At 40.6% G+C, this 19,354-nt stretch carries 16 protein-coding genes and 1 riboswitch; of the genes, 3 read left to right on the top strand and 13 right to left on the bottom strand.

Going from position 1 to position 19,354, the window contains the following annotated elements; genetic code table 11:
- Positions 1–5: 5 nt before the first annotated feature.
- Positions 6–626 (bottom strand): YhcN/YlaJ family sporulation lipoprotein, encoded by a 621-nt coding sequence (locus tag A33I_RS04385; RefSeq protein WP_022627239.1) that lies wholly within the window; start codon positions 624–626, stop codon positions 6–8.
- A 319-nt stretch (positions 627–945) separates the two neighbouring features.
- Here A33I_RS04385 and A33I_RS20140 point away from each other — a divergent pair, with 319 nt between their 5' ends.
- Together A33I_RS20140 and dapA are read left to right on the top strand one after the other, a co-directional pair.
- Positions 946–1,110, top strand: a complete 165-nt coding sequence (locus A33I_RS20140) for an aspartyl-phosphate phosphatase Spo0E family protein (RefSeq protein ID WP_022627238.1) — start codon at positions 946–948, stop codon at positions 1,108–1,110.
- Positions 1,111–1,201: 91 nt separating this feature from the next.
- A riboswitch (Lysine riboswitch) is annotated at positions 1,202–1,381 on the top strand.
- A gap of 128 nt (positions 1,382–1,509) precedes the next feature.
- Positions 1,510–2,397: a 4-hydroxy-tetrahydrodipicolinate synthase gene (dapA, locus tag A33I_RS04380; protein ID WP_022627237.1), complete on the top strand. Its 888-nt coding sequence runs from the start codon at positions 1,510–1,512 to the stop codon at positions 2,395–2,397.
- A 46-nt stretch (positions 2,398–2,443) separates the two neighbouring features.
- Here dapA and A33I_RS04375 read toward each other — a convergent pair whose 3' ends face one another.
- The 5 genes from A33I_RS04375 to A33I_RS04355 all read right to left on the bottom strand — a co-directional run bounded on the left by A33I_RS04375 (position 2,444) and on the right by A33I_RS04355 (position 8,673).
- Positions 2,444–3,352, bottom strand: coding sequence for a DMT family transporter (locus tag A33I_RS04375; protein WP_022627236.1), 909 nt, complete (start codon positions 3,350–3,352; stop codon positions 2,444–2,446).
- Between the two features lie 252 nt (positions 3,353–3,604).
- Positions 3,605–4,789 (bottom strand): M24 family metallopeptidase, encoded by a 1,185-nt coding sequence (locus A33I_RS04370; protein ID WP_022627234.1) that lies wholly within the window; start codon positions 4,787–4,789, stop codon positions 3,605–3,607.
- A 72-nt stretch (positions 4,790–4,861) separates the two neighbouring features.
- Positions 4,862–6,319: an aldehyde dehydrogenase family protein gene (locus tag A33I_RS04365; RefSeq protein ID WP_022627233.1), complete on the bottom strand. Its 1,458-nt coding sequence runs from the start codon at positions 6,317–6,319 to the stop codon at positions 4,862–4,864.
- Positions 6,320–6,425: 106 nt separating this feature from the next.
- Positions 6,426–7,454, bottom strand: a complete 1,029-nt coding sequence (locus A33I_RS04360) for a homoserine dehydrogenase (protein WP_022627232.1) — start codon at positions 7,452–7,454, stop codon at positions 6,426–6,428.
- Between the two features lie 34 nt (positions 7,455–7,488).
- The gene (locus A33I_RS04355; RefSeq protein ID WP_022627231.1) at positions 7,489–8,673 is read right to left on the bottom strand and encodes a cystathionine gamma-synthase family protein; all 1,185 of its coding nucleotides are present in this window, start codon (positions 8,671–8,673) and stop codon (positions 7,489–7,491) included.
- Positions 8,674–8,847: 174 nt separating this feature from the next.
- Here A33I_RS04355 and A33I_RS04345 point away from each other — a divergent pair, with 174 nt between their 5' ends.
- Positions 8,848–10,518 (top strand): PucR family transcriptional regulator, encoded by a 1,671-nt coding sequence (locus tag A33I_RS04345; protein ID WP_022627229.1) that lies wholly within the window; start codon positions 8,848–8,850, stop codon positions 10,516–10,518.
- Positions 10,519–10,528: 10 nt separating this feature from the next.
- Here the strand turns inward: A33I_RS04345 and kapB are convergent, their stop codons facing one another.
- From kapB to gltB, 7 genes are all read right to left on the bottom strand, one after another.
- Positions 10,529–10,897 (bottom strand): kinase-associated lipoprotein KapB, encoded by a 369-nt coding sequence (kapB, locus tag A33I_RS04340; RefSeq protein ID WP_022627228.1) that lies wholly within the window; start codon positions 10,895–10,897, stop codon positions 10,529–10,531.
- 17 nt (positions 10,898–10,914) lie between these two features.
- A complete protein-coding gene (locus A33I_RS04335) occupies positions 10,915–11,100 on the bottom strand; it encodes a hypothetical protein (protein WP_012958580.1) in 186 nt (61 codons plus the stop codon).
- 11 nt (positions 11,101–11,111) lie between these two features.
- A complete protein-coding gene (locus A33I_RS04330; RefSeq protein ID WP_022627227.1) occupies positions 11,112–11,363 on the bottom strand; it encodes a hypothetical protein in 252 nt (83 codons plus the stop codon).
- A gap of 155 nt (positions 11,364–11,518) precedes the next feature.
- Entirely contained in the window at positions 11,519–11,914 is a 396-nt protein-coding gene (locus tag A33I_RS04325) for a hypothetical protein (RefSeq protein WP_022627226.1), read from the bottom strand.
- 152 nt (positions 11,915–12,066) lie between these two features.
- Positions 12,067–12,717, bottom strand: a complete 651-nt coding sequence (locus tag A33I_RS04320) for a YpjP family protein (protein WP_022627225.1) — start codon at positions 12,715–12,717, stop codon at positions 12,067–12,069.
- Between the two features lie 164 nt (positions 12,718–12,881).
- A complete protein-coding gene (locus A33I_RS04315) occupies positions 12,882–14,369 on the bottom strand; it encodes a glutamate synthase subunit beta (protein ID WP_022627224.1) in 1,488 nt (495 codons plus the stop codon).
- A gap of 140 nt (positions 14,370–14,509) precedes the next feature.
- Positions 14,510–19,102, bottom strand: coding sequence for a glutamate synthase large subunit (gltB, locus tag A33I_RS04310; RefSeq protein ID WP_031311403.1), 4,593 nt, complete (start codon positions 19,100–19,102; stop codon positions 14,510–14,512).
- Positions 19,103–19,354 lie beyond the last annotated feature (252 nt).

Genomic DNA, 19,354 nt, shown 5'->3' with positions numbered 1-19,354 from the left:
ATGCCTTATTGATGAGACAATCGCTCCATTCTTCTTAGAAACTGGCGATCGCTTGTCACTATAATTTCGCGTTTAGGGTAATAGCTTTCTGCCATCCCTTCAATCATATCTTGCAGGGATTTAAGATTTTGGTTATCTGCTGCAACACCTATGACCAATGTTTGATCATCTGATAGCATATATACTTTATTTACCTCTTCAAGGTTTTCAAGTGTCTGCTTTAAATCATCTTGGCCTTGCTGTTTAGTTAAAATCGATTGACCGCTAATCATATCCCGTTTTGTACGATTAGAATATCTCACCTTATCCCTTAAAATCCCAGGCCTGCTGTTTTCAATTCTACGGCCCATATGATTAACACCCTCATGCTTCATCCCTAAATCCCGGTTGTTTGAAACATAGTCATAATGGGTAGTGAGCCTGGCTGTTGAATCGGTTAAGCCTTTTGGGGCAGCATCCGGAACCATCATATCCATTAAAGGCCCTTCGAAACTTCTCGCCCGCTCTACACCATACCCGCTGTATCCCTGATCACGATGTGAGTTCGCTCCTAGTGTAGCTTTTTGTTCTATAGAGCATCCACTCATGATAATTAACAAGAGCATCGTTACAACAATCCTTTTCATTCTTTCCCCTCCTTTGCCTTAGTGTTTGCGAATTTTCACTGAAGAAACAAAAAAACAACCAAATCAGTTCAATTGTTGTTACCAAATGAGACAACAATCCATTTGTTATCCTATAAATCCCATTTTTCTGGTTGCGATGTTTGTCGAACATTTTCTAATAACGACTTATTATGACTACTTTACAAGAATGACTTTTCAACTTTCCTGCAATGGGTATAATAATCTTTGTGTGAAAAAAGACATGACTTCAACAAGACCCTTCAGAAAAAAATAAAATAGTCCGTCTTCTTTCGAAAGTTTAAAATTGGAGTTGAAGGGTATGCTATCTATAAAAATTGAATTAAAGCGCAGACAAATGTTTAAGCTAGCCAAAAAATACGGATTCACGTCTCCACAAACAGTTAAATGCAGCCAAGAACTTGATGACCTTTTAAACCAAGTACAATTTAAACAAAATGCGGAGACAGATATGAAAGGTGTCTAAAGTGAAAATTTTTCATTAAATCCATTGCAATCCCCCTTAAGTTTTGATAAGGTTAACTCACAAAATCAATAATCTTTACTTCACATACTGAAGTGAGGGTAGAGGCGCAAATGTCATGAGTAAAGATGCGGAGGAGAATGAGCTCCATTGATGCATTTTAAAAGGGGGATTTGCCGAAGCGTACAAATGCTCATTCTTTCTACGCTGGGACTGTATTTAACAAATACAGGACTGTCATGCAGCACTGTCTGCATGGAGGGCTATCTCACGCATTGGAATGATTGTGCAGCCACAACATGTCCATGCAACAATGAGACTCCCTCATTGTTGTTTTTTTGTGCCTTGGCACATAGCCCGCTCATACTTGAATGATATTATTACGAATTGAGGGTGAATAGGATGAATTTTGGACGAATACTTACTGCAATGGTAACGCCATTTAATCAACAAGGGGAATTTTGCGTTGAATCTACAAAGAAACTAGTGAGATATCTCATTGAAAATGGTTCCGATGCATTGGTTGTCGGGGGAACAACAGGTGAATCACCTACCCTGTCAACAGAAGAGAAACTAGTATTATTTAAAACGGTGGTAGATGAAGCTGGCGGGCAAGTTCCAGTGATTGCTGGAACAGGTTCGAATAATACGAAAGCTTCGATTGAATTAACAAAACAAGCAGAAGAAATTGGTGTAAATGGAATTATGCTCGTTGCACCATATTATAATAAACCTTCTCAAGAAGGCTTGTACCAACATTTTAAAGTGATTGCAGATGCAACAAAGCTGCCGGTTATGCTCTACAATATTCCTGGTCGCAGTGCAGTTACGCTTAGTGTCGAAACAACTCTTCGCCTTGCGGAGGTTCCAAATATTGTCTCAACTAAAGAAGCAAGCGGAGACTTAGATGCTATTGCTGAAATTATTGAGCATGCACCTGAAGGGTTCTCTGTATACAGCGGTGATGACAGCCTGACACTTCCAATTCTTGCAATCGGTGGAACAGGTGTCGTCTCAGTGGCTTCGCATATTGTCGGAGGCCAAATGCAGCAAATGGTTAAGAATTATTTAGCTGGACAAGTTCAAGCAGCAGCAATGCAGCACCGCCAGCTTCTACCTGTTATGAACACATTGTTTATGGCACCTAATCCAACAGCTGTGAAAGCAGCTCTTGAATTAAACGGCGTTCAAACAGGATCTGTCAGATTGCCTCTTATTCCACTTACAGCTGAACAAAAACAAGAGCTTGTACGTATCATTAAACCTACTATGAACTTTTTTGTGAGCTAATTGTACTGCCAACGATATAAATAATAAAAAGCATGCAGCCTAAAGGCTACATGCTTTTTTCATGAATAGGAACTTTTCTGACCCAATATCTCTCAGCATATCCAGTACCAAATAACACACCGGCTACAATAAAGAGAAAACCAATTAATTGATACATATGGATCGTTTCCTGGAGAAAGATGGCTGAAAAGACAAGCCCAAAAAACGGGACAAAATTATTAAATATCGCTGTCTGACCAGCGCCGATTTTTTGGATGGCTGCATTAAAAACAAAATGACCGATGGCTGTTGCTACAACGGCAGAAAAGAAAAACACTCCATACACAAAGGGCTGTGCCCCTGCCATTGATGCTACCCCTTGCGGTTCTACAACCAAGCTTACGATAAACAGGCCGGCAGAACCAATGATCAGCATCATACCGGTTACTTGCTTAGAGTCTAGTGTAGCTGTAGCTTTTTTAATAAAGATAAAACTGATTGCTTGAACGACCATAGCAATAAATAAATAAATTTCACCAAGTGAAACCGATAATGCCCCTGCTCCGCCCTGAATAAACAACACACCGATTAACGCAAGGGCAATTCCCAAAAGTCGCCACTTTGTTAATTTCTCTCCTAGAAACCATACAGCAAAAAGCGCTGTAGTAAGAGGAAGCAAAGCTAAAATTAAGACAGCATTAGACGCATGAATCATCGTTAATCCTTGTGCAAGGAACGTATGGTGTAAAATAACTCCAAACAACATGCCAAGCAGCATATACATCCATTCACTTTTTGTAAGTGTCCTGAATGAGCGTCCAAAAAGTACAATTAAAACTGTTACCACTCCTGCGGTCATTATCCTAAACGCTGTCATCGTCTGCGGCGGAAACGCTTCTACTAACACCTTTAACATGACTACATTTAATCCCCATGACACCATAACTAAAAACATTAATCCATATGTAAGGAACAAGGCTCGCCTCTCCACTTAACACGCCTACCCTTCATTTTCTATTAAAGCTTTTTTCTATTTTAGCTTTTTCTATTTTAGCTTTTTCTATTTTAGCTTTTTCTATTTTAGCTTTTTCTATTTTAGCTTTTTCTATTTCTGTATTATTGTATCTTACCATCTGACAATCAAAACGTCATTGATTTTTTTCGCATTACGAAAGAAGCACTAGGAACACCTAGTGCTTCAATTTAACTTTAATAATCTTGACACTATTTATAATGCTGTTTCAATAATTGGCTTTTCATATAAATCACGCGAAAACTGTGTCAGTGGTTCCACACCTTTTTTAGTAATTAAGATTGATTCTGTAATCTCTACCCCGTAGGATTCATACCAAATACCAGGCATTAAGTGGAACGTCATATTCGGTTTCAAAATCGATTTATCCCCTGTCCGGAAACTGACAGTATGCTCTCCCCAGTCCGGAGGAAAACTTGCTCCAATTGAATAGCCAAGGCGTGAGCTCTTTTGATAACCATACTTAGCAATAGCCTCACTCCAGGTCCTCTCCACTTCTTCAGCGGTAATTCCAGGTACAATCACCTCAAGCGTTTTTTCAATTCCTTCCTGCACCACTTTTGAGAGTTCCTTTACATGATGAGGAGCTTCCCCCAGCGCAAGGGTTCTTGCAAGGGGTGCATGATATCGTTTATACACACCAGCAATTTCTATCGTTAAAAAATCACCTTTCTTGTATCTGCGTTCACTAAATGTTAAATGCGGACAGGATGTGTTATCGTTAGTCGGCAGCATCGGAACAATCGAAGGATAATCTCCCCCGCATTCATCAAGCCCGCTGATCTGCGCTTGATAGATTGCTGCTGCCACATCACACTCTCTAACCCCTGTACCGAGAGTGTCATAAGCAGCCTGCATCGCCCTCTCTACAATGCTCGCTGCCTTTCTCATGTAAGATATTTCTTGGTCAGACTTAATTAATCTCACCCGGTTTACAAGAACTGTAGCATCCTTAAACTCCGCATTAGGAAGTCCATTTAGTAAACGTTGAAAACATAGAGCTGTAAAGTAATGTGCATCCATTTCAAGTCCAATTTTTCGTTTGCTATGGCCGATTTCATCAATAATCTTCACTACAAAGTCCATTGGGTGTCTCTCTGAAGACTGGACATAATAATCTGGGTACGAAATAATATGGTTTTCATCTAGCCACGTTGTTTTTGCTACACTTGTAGCGTCCATATGTCTACCTATCCAAATGGGCTGAGAGTCTTCAAGAGTAACGATCATCATTTGATGAACATAGAAGCTCCACGCATTGTAATTGGTTAAATAATACATATTAGAGGGGTTTGAGATTAATAAAACATCGATCCCAGACTCTACCATTTTCATCTTCGTTTTCTTCAAACGTTCTTCATATTCTTTCACAGAAAACATATCCCCACCCCTATCCTATTACAAGCTTCATTTCACATAAATAATGATGCTTTTTTCAGTGATCCATTGATTTTAATCTGTTTTTTTCATAGGATTGTTCATTCGAAAGGCTACCACTTTCTCCTCTGTCATTGCTTCCATCGCATATTTAATTCCTTCTCGCCCCAGTCCTGAGCGTTTTACACCTCCAAAAGGCATCCCATCAATTCGTACATCACTGCTATCGTTAATCATCACACCGCCTACTTCTAGCTCTTGGATCGCATAAAAGGCAGCATCAATATTGGATGTAAATAAACCAGCCTGAAGTCCATAACAACTGTCATTTGCTAAATTTACTGCTTCTTCAAGAGATGATACCGGCAGGATGGACACAACTGGACCAAACACTTCTTCTTGAATGATTCTCTCCTCTTTGCCAACATTAACGAGAACAGCAGGTGTTACATACGCTCCGTAACGCTCTCCTCCGCAAAGCAGATTGGCACCATTAGCTACAGCTTCTTTAATCCACGCTTCAACGCGCCTTGCTTCTTTCTCAGAGATCATAGGACCGATATCGGTTGCAGGATCCTTCTTTTCACCAACTTTTAACTGCTTCGCTTTTTCTACAAACTGACTTATAAATTGTTCATACACCATGTTCTCTACATAGACCCTCTGTACACCGATACAGTTCTGACCAGCCACACCAAAAGCTCCATCGACACACGCCTCTACAGCTTCCTTTAGATCCGCATCTTGAAGAACGATGGTTGGAGCATTTGAACCAAGCTCCATTGCCATTTTTTTCACGCCAGCTTTTTGAGTGATCCCCACCCCTGTTTCATAGCCGCCTGTAAATGATACAAATCTTACATCTTCATTGGATACTAGTTCATCACCTAACTCCTTGCCGCTGCCCGTCAGGACTGAAAGGATGCCATCAGGTAACCCAGCTGCTAGAAAGGCTTCAGCAAGACGCAATGCACTTAAAGGCGTTTCACTTGATGGTTTTAAAATCACTGCATTCCCACAAGCAATCGCAGGCCCGACTTTATGTGCTACCAAATTGAGCGGATCATTAAACGGTGTGATGGCCGCTACAATCCCTACTGGCTGATGCGTAATATAACCGATACGTGATTCATGGCCTATCATTTGAGAAAAGGGGATCGTCTCACCATTTAAACGACGGGCCTCTTCAGCACTCAGCCGTATGGTCTCTATACACCTTCTAACTTCTTTCTCTGCTTCTTTCATCGTTTTACTACTCTCTAAAACAATCGTTCTAACAAACTGGTCTTGATGTTCATTAATATATTCTGCAGCACCCATTAAGATAGATTGTCTTTTATAAACAGGTAAGTTTTTTGAAATGTCGGCCCCTTTTTTTGCAAGCTCGATCGCTCGTTTGACATCTTTTTTCGTCGCTTTTGGAACGGTAGCAATACAAGTATTAGAGCCTGGGTCCACGACTTCCAAATAGTCTTGTCGTTCTACCCACCTGCCCCCAAGCAGCATTCTTTCAATAACCATTTGTTCCCTCATCACATCCCCCTCCTTCTAAACGAATAAAGATAGCTTTGTTGATGTTTGTGTTAATAGACTTTAAATGAAATCATTCATATTCATTCAATATATTCATTCAATATATTCATTCAATATGGAGCAAATCAACTAACACAGCAAATGCGGTTTCCCGAATACCAGCTCCTGCACCTACCAGCGTAATATCACCGGAAATATCACACTCATAAGTAATGGCATTCAATGCCCCTTCAATCGATGCGAGCGGGTCTGTCAAATCAAGCTTGATAGGCTTTACGGATGCTTCAACTCCCTCATCTGTCCTTTCTACCGTACCAATTAATTTCCAACGCTTCCCCTCTTTTTTGGCCAACTTAATATCTTCCTCTGTTAGTTCAGTAATGCCGATGCAAGGCACCTCATCTTTTGTTACGGTTTGGTCAAATAACTCCGATGCTAAGATCATTACTTTATAAAGCACATCATATCCTCTCACATCGCTAGTAGGATCTGCCTCAGCATATCCAAGAGCTTTAGCTTTCTCTAATGCCTCCTTATAACTCATCCCGCCCTCCATTTGGGTCAGCATATAGTTGGTTGTTCCGTTTAAAATTCCACGGACACGGATAAAGTCATTTCCCATAAGAGTCAGCTTAGGCATCCTGATCGCCGGTGTACCGCTCATGACAGAACCTTCATAGAAAAACTTAACGCCGTTTTCCCGAGCCATCACTTCTAATTCTTTTTTCTTTAAAGCGACTGGCCCTTTATTAGTCATCACCACATTTTTATTGTGGGTAAAGGCAAGTTCGCAATGGGCAATCGCCGGCTCTCCTGTTTCAATATTGGTAAATGTCATCTCTACAATCGTGTCCGCATTTGTTTGCTTAATTGTCTCTTCACTTGAGAGGCCTCTCACTAAGCCTCTTTGATCTGGATAATGATCAAGAGTACCGTCTTTTTCAATGGACTTCATCACACAATCGAGGTCAAGACCCTCATCATGATGGATAGCCCCTTTATACAAATCAGCAATCGAGACAACTTTAAATTGACGATCATACTTTTTCAAAAGGGAGGACTCTTTCTCTTGAAGGAGCTTAACAACTCCCTGCCCGACGCCTCCAAAACCAATAAGAGCTATTTTTTGGATCACCTAAAATCACCTGCCTTTATGGAATACTTTCCTGCTATTCAATGGCATCAAGTGCTCCTTTGAGATCCTCTATTAAATCAGAAATATCCTCAATCCCTGCAGAATATCTTACGAGCCCTTCAGGAATACCTAATGCCGCTCTCTCTTCCGGAGTGTTTTCAACATGGCTTGTTGTTCTAGCAGGTCCTACAGTTGTTTCAACGGCCCCAAGATTAGCTGCTTTATTGGCAAATTTCAGCTTCGGCAGAAACGCTCTTACAGCATCTAGTTCACCTTTTAGAGCAAAGCTTAGCATCCCGCCAAACCCGGTCATCTGTTGTTTAGCAATCTCATGATGACGATGATCCTCTAAACCCGGGTAATAAACCTCTTGCACTTTATCATGAGTCTTCAAAAACTCAGCTACTTGCTGGGCATTTTTTTGTTGCTGTTCTACCCTTAGCTTTAAGGTTTTCATCCCTCGCAGCAAAAGATAGGCAGCATTCGGGTCCATAGTCGCCCCGTTAATTTCACGATAATGATAAATTTGTTCAACTAGATGCTTGCTGCCAAGTGCCGCCCCTCCTAGCGCATCAGCATGCCCTCCTAAAAATTTAGTAGCACTGTGTAAAACTAGATCAGCACCAAGAGCAAGCGGCTGCTGGTTAATAGGCGTTGCAAATGTATTATCAACAAACGTCAAGGCTCCTACTTTTTTTGCAGCCTTGATAATACGCGCAAGATCAGTAATCTTAACCGTTGGGTTGGTCGGGGTTTCTAAATAGACGAGTGTGCATTCCTTAGCAATCTCTTCTTCCATTTCATCGTGATCACCAGTATTCACTAACGTCACCTCAATATTTAACCGAGGAAGGAATTCACTAAAGATTTTATTTGTTCCGCCGTATGTGTCTTTCAAAGAGACAATGCGGTCACCAGGTTTGAGAAAGGTTAAAAGGGAATTAGAGATGGCAGCCATTCCAGTTGAAAAACTAGTGCAAGCTTCTGCATTTTCTAATATGCGAAGTTTTTCCTCAAACGCTTGAACGGTAGGATTTGTGTTTCGACCATATATGTGGCCAGCCCTTTTTCCTATTGCGACTTCATACCACTCATCTATATCGTCATACGTAAAGGCTACACTGTTTACAACAGGTACTTGAGATGCCCCGTGCACTAGAGCGGCTTTTTCACCTGACCAGACGCTTTTTGTTCCATCCTTTGGAGTATGTTGTTTCATTGACGATCAGCCCCTTTCATCTATACATCCATCCTACGCCAGAAAGCCAAATAAAATCATTCGCAAAACTGTATGAAAAAACACCAGCATCCTTAGATAAATTATACAAATGTTCTGAAAATGATTGCGGCGTTGAATTCCTTTCTTTTACAATAAGAAGAAAGGGGGGATTAGATGAAGCTCACGATGGATGAAGTGTTATCATTACCACTTTTAAAAGATGTTGTTCATCATACGTCCGTTGACTTACAGACAAAAAAAGTGGAATGGATCCAAGCACTTGAGGCCCCTGTAGAGCAGTTTGTACGTCCAAATGAATTAATCCTCACTACAGCAGTAGGCTGCTTGGATGATGAGCAACTATTTGATTTCGTCTGTGACATTATTGACTCTAAAGCGAGCGGGCTGGCTATCGCTGTTGGAAAGTTCGTTAAACAGATTCCAGAGAAGATCATTAAAAAAGCAAATAAAGAAGATTTTATTCTGCTTGAAATGGAATGGGATATTAGATTCTCAGATGTAATTAAAGAAGCACTCCATTTACTTGATACGAAAAAGAGGCAGCATTATCATCAAATAGAATCCTTACAAGAAACCTTACTAGACTTTATTTTAAAAGGAAAAAAGCTGCAAGATGTTTGTGAATATGTTGCGGATACGCTAAAAGCACCTGTTCTTATCACAGATAACCGAGGGAGTCTATATGGATCAAGCAAACAAGTCACTTCGTCTTTAATAACCCACTTTAATCAATATCTTCATAAACAGCTTACGGAGAATGGAATCATATTCAATCATTCAAGCACGATAGAATGGTTTCAATACGAGGAAGACTATGCCCTAGTCCTCGGAGTTGAATCAGCAAATCAGTTGAAGGGCTATATCATTGTAGGGGGTTTTGGACCAAAACCTTTTGCCAGCACTGAATATGAGGAATGGGGCAAGCTTCTTAAGCATGTATCTACAGCGATTGCCCTCTTCTTTCTGCATGAGACGGCTGTCAAAGAAACCGAATGGCTGCTTCGGGATGATTTTGTTTGGGAGCTTGCTAGCGGCGGGGTTCATTCTAGTGACACCTTATCATCACGCGCTAAATCATTAGGTTACAGACTGAACTTGCCATATGTCTCTCTTGTTGCCACACCTGAATATTTCAAACAACGTTTTGAACAAGAGGATAGACTTCAAATGTCGTATGATCATTGGCTTCATTACCAAATCCGGCAAATTGAAGAAGAGGCTGAGAAAATCGCCAAAAAACAAGCTTTAAAAGCGATGATTACTTATCAGCAAGATGAATTAATTATTTTTTTAGAAGTCATTTTTGATCAAGCAGCAGAGTGCGCCATGCGATTTATTAATGAATTTGAAGAGCGTCTTTCTTTTCTCTATCCATCTATTCAGTTCAGCTGGGGAATCAGTAAGCAGTACGGCTATCATTTATTTCAAGAGTGTTATCAAGAAGCAAAGAAAGCCCTGACTTTAGGAAAAAAACGAAATGGGCGAGGAAGCAGAAATCTGTTTACAGATACTAAAATTGACCGGTTAATTGAAGCCATGAGTGAGGTATCGGTTCTTACGGAGTTCACGAGTCATTTACTCGATTCATTGATTCACTATTCTAAAGAGCGTAATATCGATCTTTTGCATACGTTTATGACTTATCATTCTCATAAAGGGAATGTCAGCCAGACCGCAAGAGCACTTAACCTCCATCGGCAGTCTCTCTTATACCGTTTAAGAAAAATTGAAGCACTAACAGGCTGCTCGCTTGATAATGCCGATGATTTATTTCTTCTAGATTTAAGCACTAGGTTATGGAGTGCAGGCCAAGAAGAACAATAAAAGACGAGTATTATAACCCATACTCGTCTTTTAGTTCTTGAAGATGTTTTAAAGATTGATTACTAAACTCTGACTGTTTATGCATAAGTTCATCGATTTTCTCCTCTAGCGCACTGCGAAGAGAATCTGAATATGAAGGGACATCCCCTTCATATGGTTTAATTGTTGCTAGCGGCACCCACGTCTTCTCAAACTCGGCTAAAGCCTTACGTTGATGAAAGAAGACCCCTTCTGTCTGTTTAGGATTATGCAGATCGCCTTGAGTAGGGTGCTTCAAAACAGCCAGCACTTTAATAAGCCCTCTTTGTTCTGATTCTCGCATCTCTACTACTTCTCCGATATAAACACCTGTTTTATACTTTGCTTGAACAATAGACAACAGAACACACCTCCTGCTTAATGCATGGCTCCTAAAAAGGTAAAAATAATAAACGTAATAATACAAATAAATCCAATAATTAAAAACCACGTTGCTTTTTTCTTTTGATTATGAAGAGCTTGATAAATGCCAATCCCGCCGAAAACACCAGTCAGAAGAAAAAACAGCATGGCAAAAAGGACTAAGATAAGGCCTTCTTCCATTATATCACCACCTAAAGCCCAGGAACTAACCATGTAAAGAGGTTCCACATGAACTCTGATACTGGGACTAAATATTGTTCAGAGAATTGACCTAATTGGCTCGATTCCGTTACCCCATCAATAACAATTAAAGTAAACGTCACAAGAATTACAATAATCGTTATCGCTAAAATAAGAGCAAGCAAAGCGGCATATCCTAGCAACACTCTGAGCGCCCATTTAAACCATAAAGGACTAGATTTTGTTTCTTTCTTCATTTCCATGGTATCACTTCCATAAAAAATCCCCCCAAGTTTCACACGTTGGCTACCATACTATCGTACCAAAACTATGTGAAAGTTGAGAGGGAATTCTTGAAAATCTAATGAATTCATGTAAAACACAGCTTTTTAAACAAATTTCCAATGTTAATCGAACGTTATTCTAAGTTTAATTTTGATAAAATACCTTCAATAGGTATGCCATCAGCAGTAGTTATATCACTAAAATCATATAATCTTAAATCGATCAGCACACCAGACTCTGTTACTAACCCCTGATTTTCTTGAACAAATTCTTCTGATGACCCCTCTTCTATCACTTCTAATGATGTGTCTGTACTTTCTTCTAACAAGGAAAGACTTTCATCTGTAATAGAATCAGGCAGCGGAATCAATCGATCAGAAGTTGTTTCACTATCCATCACCGCGAGGTCTAACGGTTCTTTTAATTCAATAGGTTCACTCGTCTTTGCATTAAATTGAAAAATAACGATTGCCCAGACTGTTATAAACATAACAGCGGACATGACAACCATTACAATCTGCTTACTCATAACACCACTCTTTTCTATCTTTATACTCATTTTTAATCAACAATATTAGTTAACACCTACAATTGCACTTATATATCCGTAGGTCTATACTATCATTAATTTAGATAGATGTCAGTGGGTCGTCACACAAAATACAAAAAAACCGCATCTAATTAGACACGGTTTACAGACATCCATTGAGGCGGACTGTCTTTTCCCCAATAAATGCTACCCAGGTCATGGTGTTTCTCAAATTGATCTAGGTAGGTATGGTAATGAAAATTAAATAAGTAACCTTGTTTAGGCGGATGATCTCTTCTTACATGAAAACGAAGCAGATCTTCTCCGCTCTCTTGATTGTACAAATGGACGATTTTCTCCCCGAGCCCTGCTGCAGGATGTTTAGAGAGTGTGACTTGTTCCCACCCTTCTTTTGTTAAATCGCTTGTTGTCTCAATCAGAATATCTTTTAATTTTGGGAGGATTTCTTGCTTAAAAGGTTCTTCGATCTTCCCTGCTATCGCAGACCCAAACTTCATCATGCTTTGATCGTACATATAATTCATAACATATTCAGTAAATACTTCTTGTGAGGAGGAATCTCTGTGAATATAATGATCGGTACTTAATGGTAAGACGTCATGATACAGCTCATAGCTTGTCTCATTAACTTTATAAACGAGTGGTTTCTCACTACTCTCTCCTATAGACTTTGCGGGTGCTTGTGCTTGCACTTCTTTGACATATTCATTTGGTGGAACAAATATACCTAAGGTCAGGAGGGCAGATGAAATAACGAGACCCCTTTTCATCCATGGCATCATCGTACACACGCCCTTTCATAGATTTCAATTTATAATTATAATTTTCACTCTACTTTATTTTCTCATGAAATCTATGAAAACGCTACGATATTCTCCATAAAAAATATGTGTCATTATGGGAGACCTTAACGGCCGCCCTGACACATATCGTTAACGATTCACTCTTATGGCAAGTTTGAGCTCCCCATTAAGAAACGATCACACTCTCTTGCAGCTTCACGGCCTTCATGAATCGCCCATACAACAAGACTTTGACCTCGGCGATTATCTCCAGCTGCAAATACGCCCTCTTTATTCGTCGCGTATTTTCCGTACTCAGCTTTTAAAGTCTGCCTTTTAGTTGTCTCAAGTTTCATTTGATCAATGAGCTCTTGTTCAGGTCCTGTAAATCCGACAGCTAATAACACTAAATCTGCCTTCCAAACCTTCTCAGAGCCTTCAATCGGTGTACGCACTTTCACCCCATCTTCACTAATTGTCGTTTCCACGGCAATCGTATGAAGTTCACGTACATTTCCTTCTTCATCACCAACAAATTTTGTGGTCATAAGCTGATAAGCACGCGGATCTTCCCCGTAAACGGCAAATGCTTCCTTATGCCCGTCCTCAATTTGATGTACATATGGAAACAGCGGCCAAGGATTATCAGCTGTACGATCTGCACCCTTTTGACGGTTAATATCAAACTGCGTAATGGATGCTGCACCATGTCTGACTGATGTAGTAATACAGTCTGCGCCCGTATCACCGCCGCCAATAACAATCACATGCTGATCTTTTGCAGAAATAAATTCTCCGTCTTTATGATCAGAGTTTAATAAGCTTTTTGTATTAGCTGTGAGAAAATCCATTGCAAAATGAATCCCTTTTAAATCACGGCCCTCGACTTCTACCTCACGCGGTTTTGTAGCTCCAGTACATAAAATTACTGCGTCAAACTCACTCTCAAGCTGTTCTGAGGTGATATCTTGACCAACCGTTGTGTTAGGCTTAAACTCAATTCCTTCTTCTTCAAGAATTCTCACGCGTCGGTCTACAATTTGGTATGCAAGTTTCACATCAGGAATTCCATATGTCAAAAGTCCGCCAATACGGTCTTCTCTCTCAAATACTGTAACCAAGTGCCCTGCTTTATTTAACTGAGCAGCAGCCGCTAAACCAGCAGGCCCAGAACCTACAACAGCCACTTTTTTACCTGTTCTTGTTTTTGGAGGGTTCGCTGTAATCCAGCCTTCTTGGAAGCCTCGTTCAACAATATGGTATTCTATGCTCTTAATTGTTACAGGGTCATCAGAAATGGCTACTGTACAAGAACCTTCACACGGAGCAGGACACACTCGTCCAGTGAACTCAGGAAAGTTATTCGTTTTATGCAGGCGATCCAGCGCTTCACGCCATTTACCGCGATAAACTAAGTCATTCCATTCAGGAATTAAATTATAAACCGGACAGCCGATATCAGCTGAGCCAGGAACAGAGGTACCAGCTTGACAAAAAGGCACTCCACAGTCCATACAGCGTGCACCTTGCTGTCTTAATTTAGCTTCGGGCATAAGCAGTTGAAATTCCTGCCAGTTCTTTGTTCGTTCAAAAGGATCTTTTTTTACTGGATTCTCTCTCTTATACTCAATAAAACCTGTTGGCTTCCCCATAAAAATCACTCCAAACTACGCTCAATGTCTATTTATAAATCATCTCACCATCTATTACATTTCAGTTTAATGAAAGGATAGGAGGAAATAGAGCGTTGTCTAACGCTCTATTCTTTCGCTCCCTTTCAATTTAGAATTGCTTATTTTCCACTTACTCTTGATTTATCACGTTTGTTCTCATCGAATGCAACCATAATCGCATCGCGGTGTGACAACCCTTCTTGCTTCACCCGCTCTATTGCTTCAAGCATTCGTTTATAATCTTTTGGTATGACTTTTACAAAGTTTGCCGCATATTGATCCCAATTAGCTAAAACTTTCTCAGCTTGAGTACTCCCTGTATAAGCTAGATGTTTCTCAAGCATCGATTTAACGAGTACTACATCTTCAACAGAAGCAAGAGTCTCCAGATGAACCATTTCTAGGTTGCAGTTTGTCGGGAACGTACCTTCTTCATCAAGAACAAAAGCGACTCCTCCAGACATACCAGCAGCAAAGTTTTTGCCAACTGTACCTAGGTTGATGACCATACCGCCGGTCATATATTCAAGTCCATGGTCACCTACACCTTCAACGACTACGTTTACACCAGAGTTACGTACAGCAAATCGTTCTCCCGCAATACCACGAATGAACGCTTCACCAGATGTCGCACCGTAAAAAGCGGTATTACCAACGATAATATTTTCTTCTGCTTTGTAAGATGCTACTTTGGGTGGGTACACAACAAGCTTTCCGCCTGAGAGACCTTTTCCAATATAATCATTGGCATCTCCTTCAAGCGTCAAGGTCATGCCTTTTGGTACGAAGGCCCCAAAACTTTGACCAGCTGAGCCAGTAAAGTCAAGTTGAATCGTATCTTCCGGCAAACCTTCAGCTCCGTAACGTTTACTGATCTCACTACCGACAATTGTACCAACAACACGGTCCACATTTTTAATTGGGTAAGACCCGCGTACTGGTTTGCCCTCGTATAAAGCAGGCTCACTTGCTTTAAGCAATTCACGGGCATCAAGAGAAAGCTCTAACTGATGATCTTGAGCTTTCGTACAATAATGACGTGATGGATCACCTGAACGAGGTTGGAACAACAGCCCAGTTAAATCGATATGTTTTGCTTTCCAGTTATCCACTTCTTCATTCATTTCAAGTAAATCTGTACGGCCGATCAGCTCATCAATCTTCTTGACTCCAAGCTCTGCCATTAATTCACGAATTTCTTCTGCGATAAATTTCATGAAGTGAACGACATGTTCAGGTTCGCCCATGTATTTCTTTCTAAGCTCAGGATTTTGCGTGGCAATCCCGACTGGGCAAGTATCAAGGTGGCAGACGCGCATCACGATACAGCCTAGTACCACTAATGGAGCTGTAGAGAATGCAAACTCTTCTGCACCAAGAAGCGCTGCAACGACAACGTCCTTACCAGTCATTAATTTTCCGTCTGTCTCAAGCGTTACACGGTCACGTAAATTATTTAATACGAGTGTCTGATGAGTTTCTGCCAAACCGATCTCCCAAGGAAGACCAGTATGTTTAATACTTGTTCTAGCCGCAGCACCTGTACCACCGTCATATCCACTGATGACAATCCCATCAGCACGTCCTTTAGCAACACCGGCTGCAATCGTACCAACACCAGTACCTGCTACAAGCTTAACGCTGATTTTTGCCTGAGGATTCGCATTTTTCAAATCATGAATTAACTCAGCCAAATCTTCAATTGAATAAATATCATGATGCGGCGGCGGTGAAATTAATCCAACCCCAGGAGTTGAACCACGGACTTCTGCCACCCAAGGATACACTTTGTTTCCTGGAAGCTGGCCGCCTTCACCAGGTTTCGCTCCCTGTGCAACCTTGATTTGGATCTCATCAGCATTTACTAAATAATGGCTCGTTACACCAAAACGGCCTGAGGCCACCTGCTTAATAGCACTTCTTTTCAGATCGCCATTTTCATCTTCTGTAAATCTCTTCGGATCTTCTCCGCCTTCACCTGTATTACTTTTTGCACCAATGCGGTTCATCGCAATAGCAAGTGTTTCATGTGCCTCTTTAGAGATCGATCCAAATGACATAGCACCCGTTCTGAAACGTTTAACAATCTCTTCTGCCGGCTCCACTTCATCAAGCGGAATAGGTGTCGCAGCTTTAAATCTAAGCAATCCACGGAGTGTTGTTTGCTCTTTTGTCTGCTCATTAATGGCTGCAGAGTACTTTTTAAATAAATCATAGTTACCGTTACGGCATGCGTGCTGGAGCATATGAATTGTATGAGGATTGTATTGATGAGGCTCCCCATTTCTTCTCCATTGCAAATCATCACCCGCATCAAGCGTACGATCGACGCCTTCTTGAGTGGAATACGCACGGTCATGCCTCATTAATACTTCTTTTGCAATCACTTCAAGTGTAATCCCGCCAATTCTTGATGTTGTCCATGTGAAGTAGCGGTCAATAACGCTTGAATCAATCCCAACAGCTTCAAAGATTTGCGCCCCTCGGTAACTTTGGATCGTAGAAATCCCCATTTTTGAGAGCACCTTCATAATCCCTTTTGTTGCTGCCAAAACATAACGGTTTACAGCTTCAACATATGAATATCCTTCAAGCAGCCCTTCTTGAATACGCTCATCAATCGAATCAAAGACAAGATACGGGTTAATGGCTTCTGCTCCGTACCCAAGTAACACTGCGTGATGATGAACTTCACGTGGTTCACCAGATTCAAGCAAAATACTCACTTTTGTACGAGTTCCTTGACGGATTAAATGATGATGCAAACCAGACACAGCAAGTAATGCCGGTATAGCTGCATGTTCTGTGTCCATATTGCGGTCACTTAATATAAGAAGGGTGTGTCCATCTTCAATCGCTTGGTCAGCTTGGGCAAATAAAGCATTAAGCGCTTCTTCTAAGCGATTTGACGCATGATCTGCTTTAAATAATATCGGCAGTGTACAAGCTTTGAACCCTTCTAATTTGTTATGACGCAGCTTAGCAAGTTCTTCATTATTTAAAATTGGATACGGCAGATGAATATGTCTGCTGCTTTTTGGCTCTGGATTTAATAAGTTACGCTCTGCACCTATGGTCGTACCATATGAAGTCACAATTTCTTCACGGATTGCATCAATAGCGGGATTCGTAACTTGTGCGAACAGCTGCTTAAAATAGTTATATAGAAGCTGCGATTTCTTCGATAATACAGCGAGAGGCGAATCGTATCCCATAGAACCAACCGGATCAACACCCTCTGTTACCATAGGAGAAATCACTTTAGATAATTCTTCATACGTGTAGCCAAAAGCAAGCTGACGCTCTAATAAATTGGAAAATTGCGAACCTTGTACATGAGAAGTTTCCAACACATCCTCTAGTTGGATGTAATTTTCACTCACCCAATCGCTGTACGGGAATTCAGCAGCAATTTCATGTTTAATTTCTTCATCAGGAATAATGCGCCCTTCTTTCGTATCGACTAAGAGCATTTGACCTGGGTGAAGACGCTCTTTGTACAATACATTCTCTGGATCGATATCTAACACCCCGACCTCAGAGGACATTAACACATAATCATCTTTGGTTACATAATAACGAGCAGGACGAAGCCCGTTACGATCAAGACATGCGCCAATCTGCGTACCGTCTGTAAACGAGATCGCAGTAGGTCCATCCCATGGCTCCATTAATGTGCTGTGGAATTGATAAAATGCCTTCTTCTCAGGAGACATATGCGGATCATTCTGCCATGGTTCAGGAATCATCATCATCGCAGCATGAGCCATTCTTCTTCCAGATAGAGATAAAAACTCCAATGTGTTATCGAACATGGAAGAATCACTTCCGCTTTGGTCGACAATTGGACGGATCTTATTGATGTCCGCTCCAAATACATCCGACTCAAACATAGCCTCTCTAGCATGCATCCAGTTTACATTACCCTTTAAAGTATTGATTTCCCCATTATGAATCATATAACGGTTAGGATGGGCACGCTCCCAGCTTGGGAATGTATTTGTTGAGAAACGAGAATGAACAAGAGCAATGGCGGTTTCAAAATCATGATCACAAAGATCTAAATAAAATTGATTTACCTGCTCTGTTGTAAGCATTCCTTTGTAAACGATTGTACGACTTGAAAGACTTGCAAAATAGAACGATTGATCAATTGGGATTTGCTTGGCAAGTTCTTTTTCAGCGCGCTTTCTAACTACATATAATTTGCGTTCAAATTGAAGGTTATCCGTACAATTTTCTTCTCTTTTTATAAATAATTGACGAATATATGGCATGGCTGTTTTTGCCGCATTGCCAAGCATGGTGTCATCAACAGGAACTGTACGCCAGCCTAGAAACGTTAATCCCTCTTCTTGAACCTTTTCTTCAACGTTTCTTTCACACTGCTCACGTAATTGTTCATCTTGTGGCAAAAACAACATCCCAACTCCGTAGTACCCTTCATTAGGAAGAGTCATCCCTTCAGCTAAACAGACTTTTTGAAAGAAGCGATGTGGAATTTGAAGCAATATTCCTGCACCGTCTCCAGTATTGACCTCATCGCCTTGACCACCGCGATGCTCTAAATTTCTGAGAATATGAAGGGCATCTTCTACAACTTGATGAGATTTTTGACCTTTCATATGTGCTAAAAAGCCAATCCCACAATTATCACGTTCAAATTGAGGATCATATAGGCCTTGTTTTTTAGGATATCTAGCGTTCTGCATTAGCACCCAACCTTTCTCCAAAAAGTAAATTCAATCAACTCTCCCCATAAACCATTTGAGCTAATATACAGGATCATATCATTTTTCTGACATTTCGGCAAATTATAAATAGGTAGATCTTTTAATGAAAACGCTTACTTTAAAGGTTTTTCTCACTCTTTTTCAAAAAATGTTCAAATATTTTTTCGACCACAATGAATATAAAGTTCATTCAATGAATAAATATACAACTGCCCTTTACTACGTATCACT

It is taken from the genome of Alkalihalophilus marmarensis DSM 21297, assembly GCF_000474275.2.
Taxonomy (GTDB): Bacteria; Bacillota; Bacilli; order Bacillales; family Bacillaceae_D; genus Alkalihalophilus; species Alkalihalophilus marmarensis.
This window is presented reverse-complemented; position numbering and strand designations above follow the sequence as displayed.

Coding starts and splice junctions, on each gene's coding strand:
- A33I_RS20140 (WP_022627238.1), top strand. CDS start 946: ATGCTATCTATAAAAATTGAATTAAAGCGCAGACAAATGTTTAAGCTA.
- A33I_RS04325 (WP_022627226.1), bottom strand. CDS start 11,914: ATGAGTAAGCAGATTGTAATGGTTGTCATGTCCGCTGTTATGTTTATA.
- A33I_RS04370 (WP_022627234.1), bottom strand. CDS start 4,789: ATGTTTTCTGTGAAAGAATATGAAGAACGTTTGAAGAAAACGAAGATG.
- A33I_RS04330 (WP_022627227.1), bottom strand. CDS start 11,363: ATGGAAATGAAGAAAGAAACAAAATCTAGTCCTTTATGGTTTAAATGG.
- gltB (WP_031311403.1), bottom strand. CDS start 19,102: ATGCAGAACGCTAGATATCCTAAAAAACAAGGCCTATATGATCCTCAA.
- A33I_RS04355 (WP_022627231.1), bottom strand. CDS start 8,673: ATGAAACAACATACTCCAAAGGATGGAACAAAAAGCGTCTGGTCAGGT.
- A33I_RS04315 (WP_022627224.1), bottom strand. CDS start 14,369: ATGGGGAAGCCAACAGGTTTTATTGAGTATAAGAGAGAGAATCCAGTA.
- A33I_RS04320 (WP_022627225.1), bottom strand. CDS start 12,717: ATGATGCCATGGATGAAAAGGGGTCTCGTTATTTCATCTGCCCTCCTG.
- A33I_RS04335 (WP_012958580.1), bottom strand. CDS start 11,100: ATGGAAGAAGGCCTTATCTTAGTCCTTTTTGCCATGCTGTTTTTTCTT.
- A33I_RS04345 (WP_022627229.1), top strand. CDS start 8,848: ATGAAGCTCACGATGGATGAAGTGTTATCATTACCACTTTTAAAAGAT.
- A33I_RS04385 (WP_022627239.1), bottom strand. CDS start 626: ATGAAAAGGATTGTTGTAACGATGCTCTTGTTAATTATCATGAGTGGA.
- A33I_RS04365 (WP_022627233.1), bottom strand. CDS start 6,319: ATGAGGGAACAAATGGTTATTGAAAGAATGCTGCTTGGGGGCAGGTGG.
- dapA (WP_022627237.1), top strand. CDS start 1,510: ATGAATTTTGGACGAATACTTACTGCAATGGTAACGCCATTTAATCAA.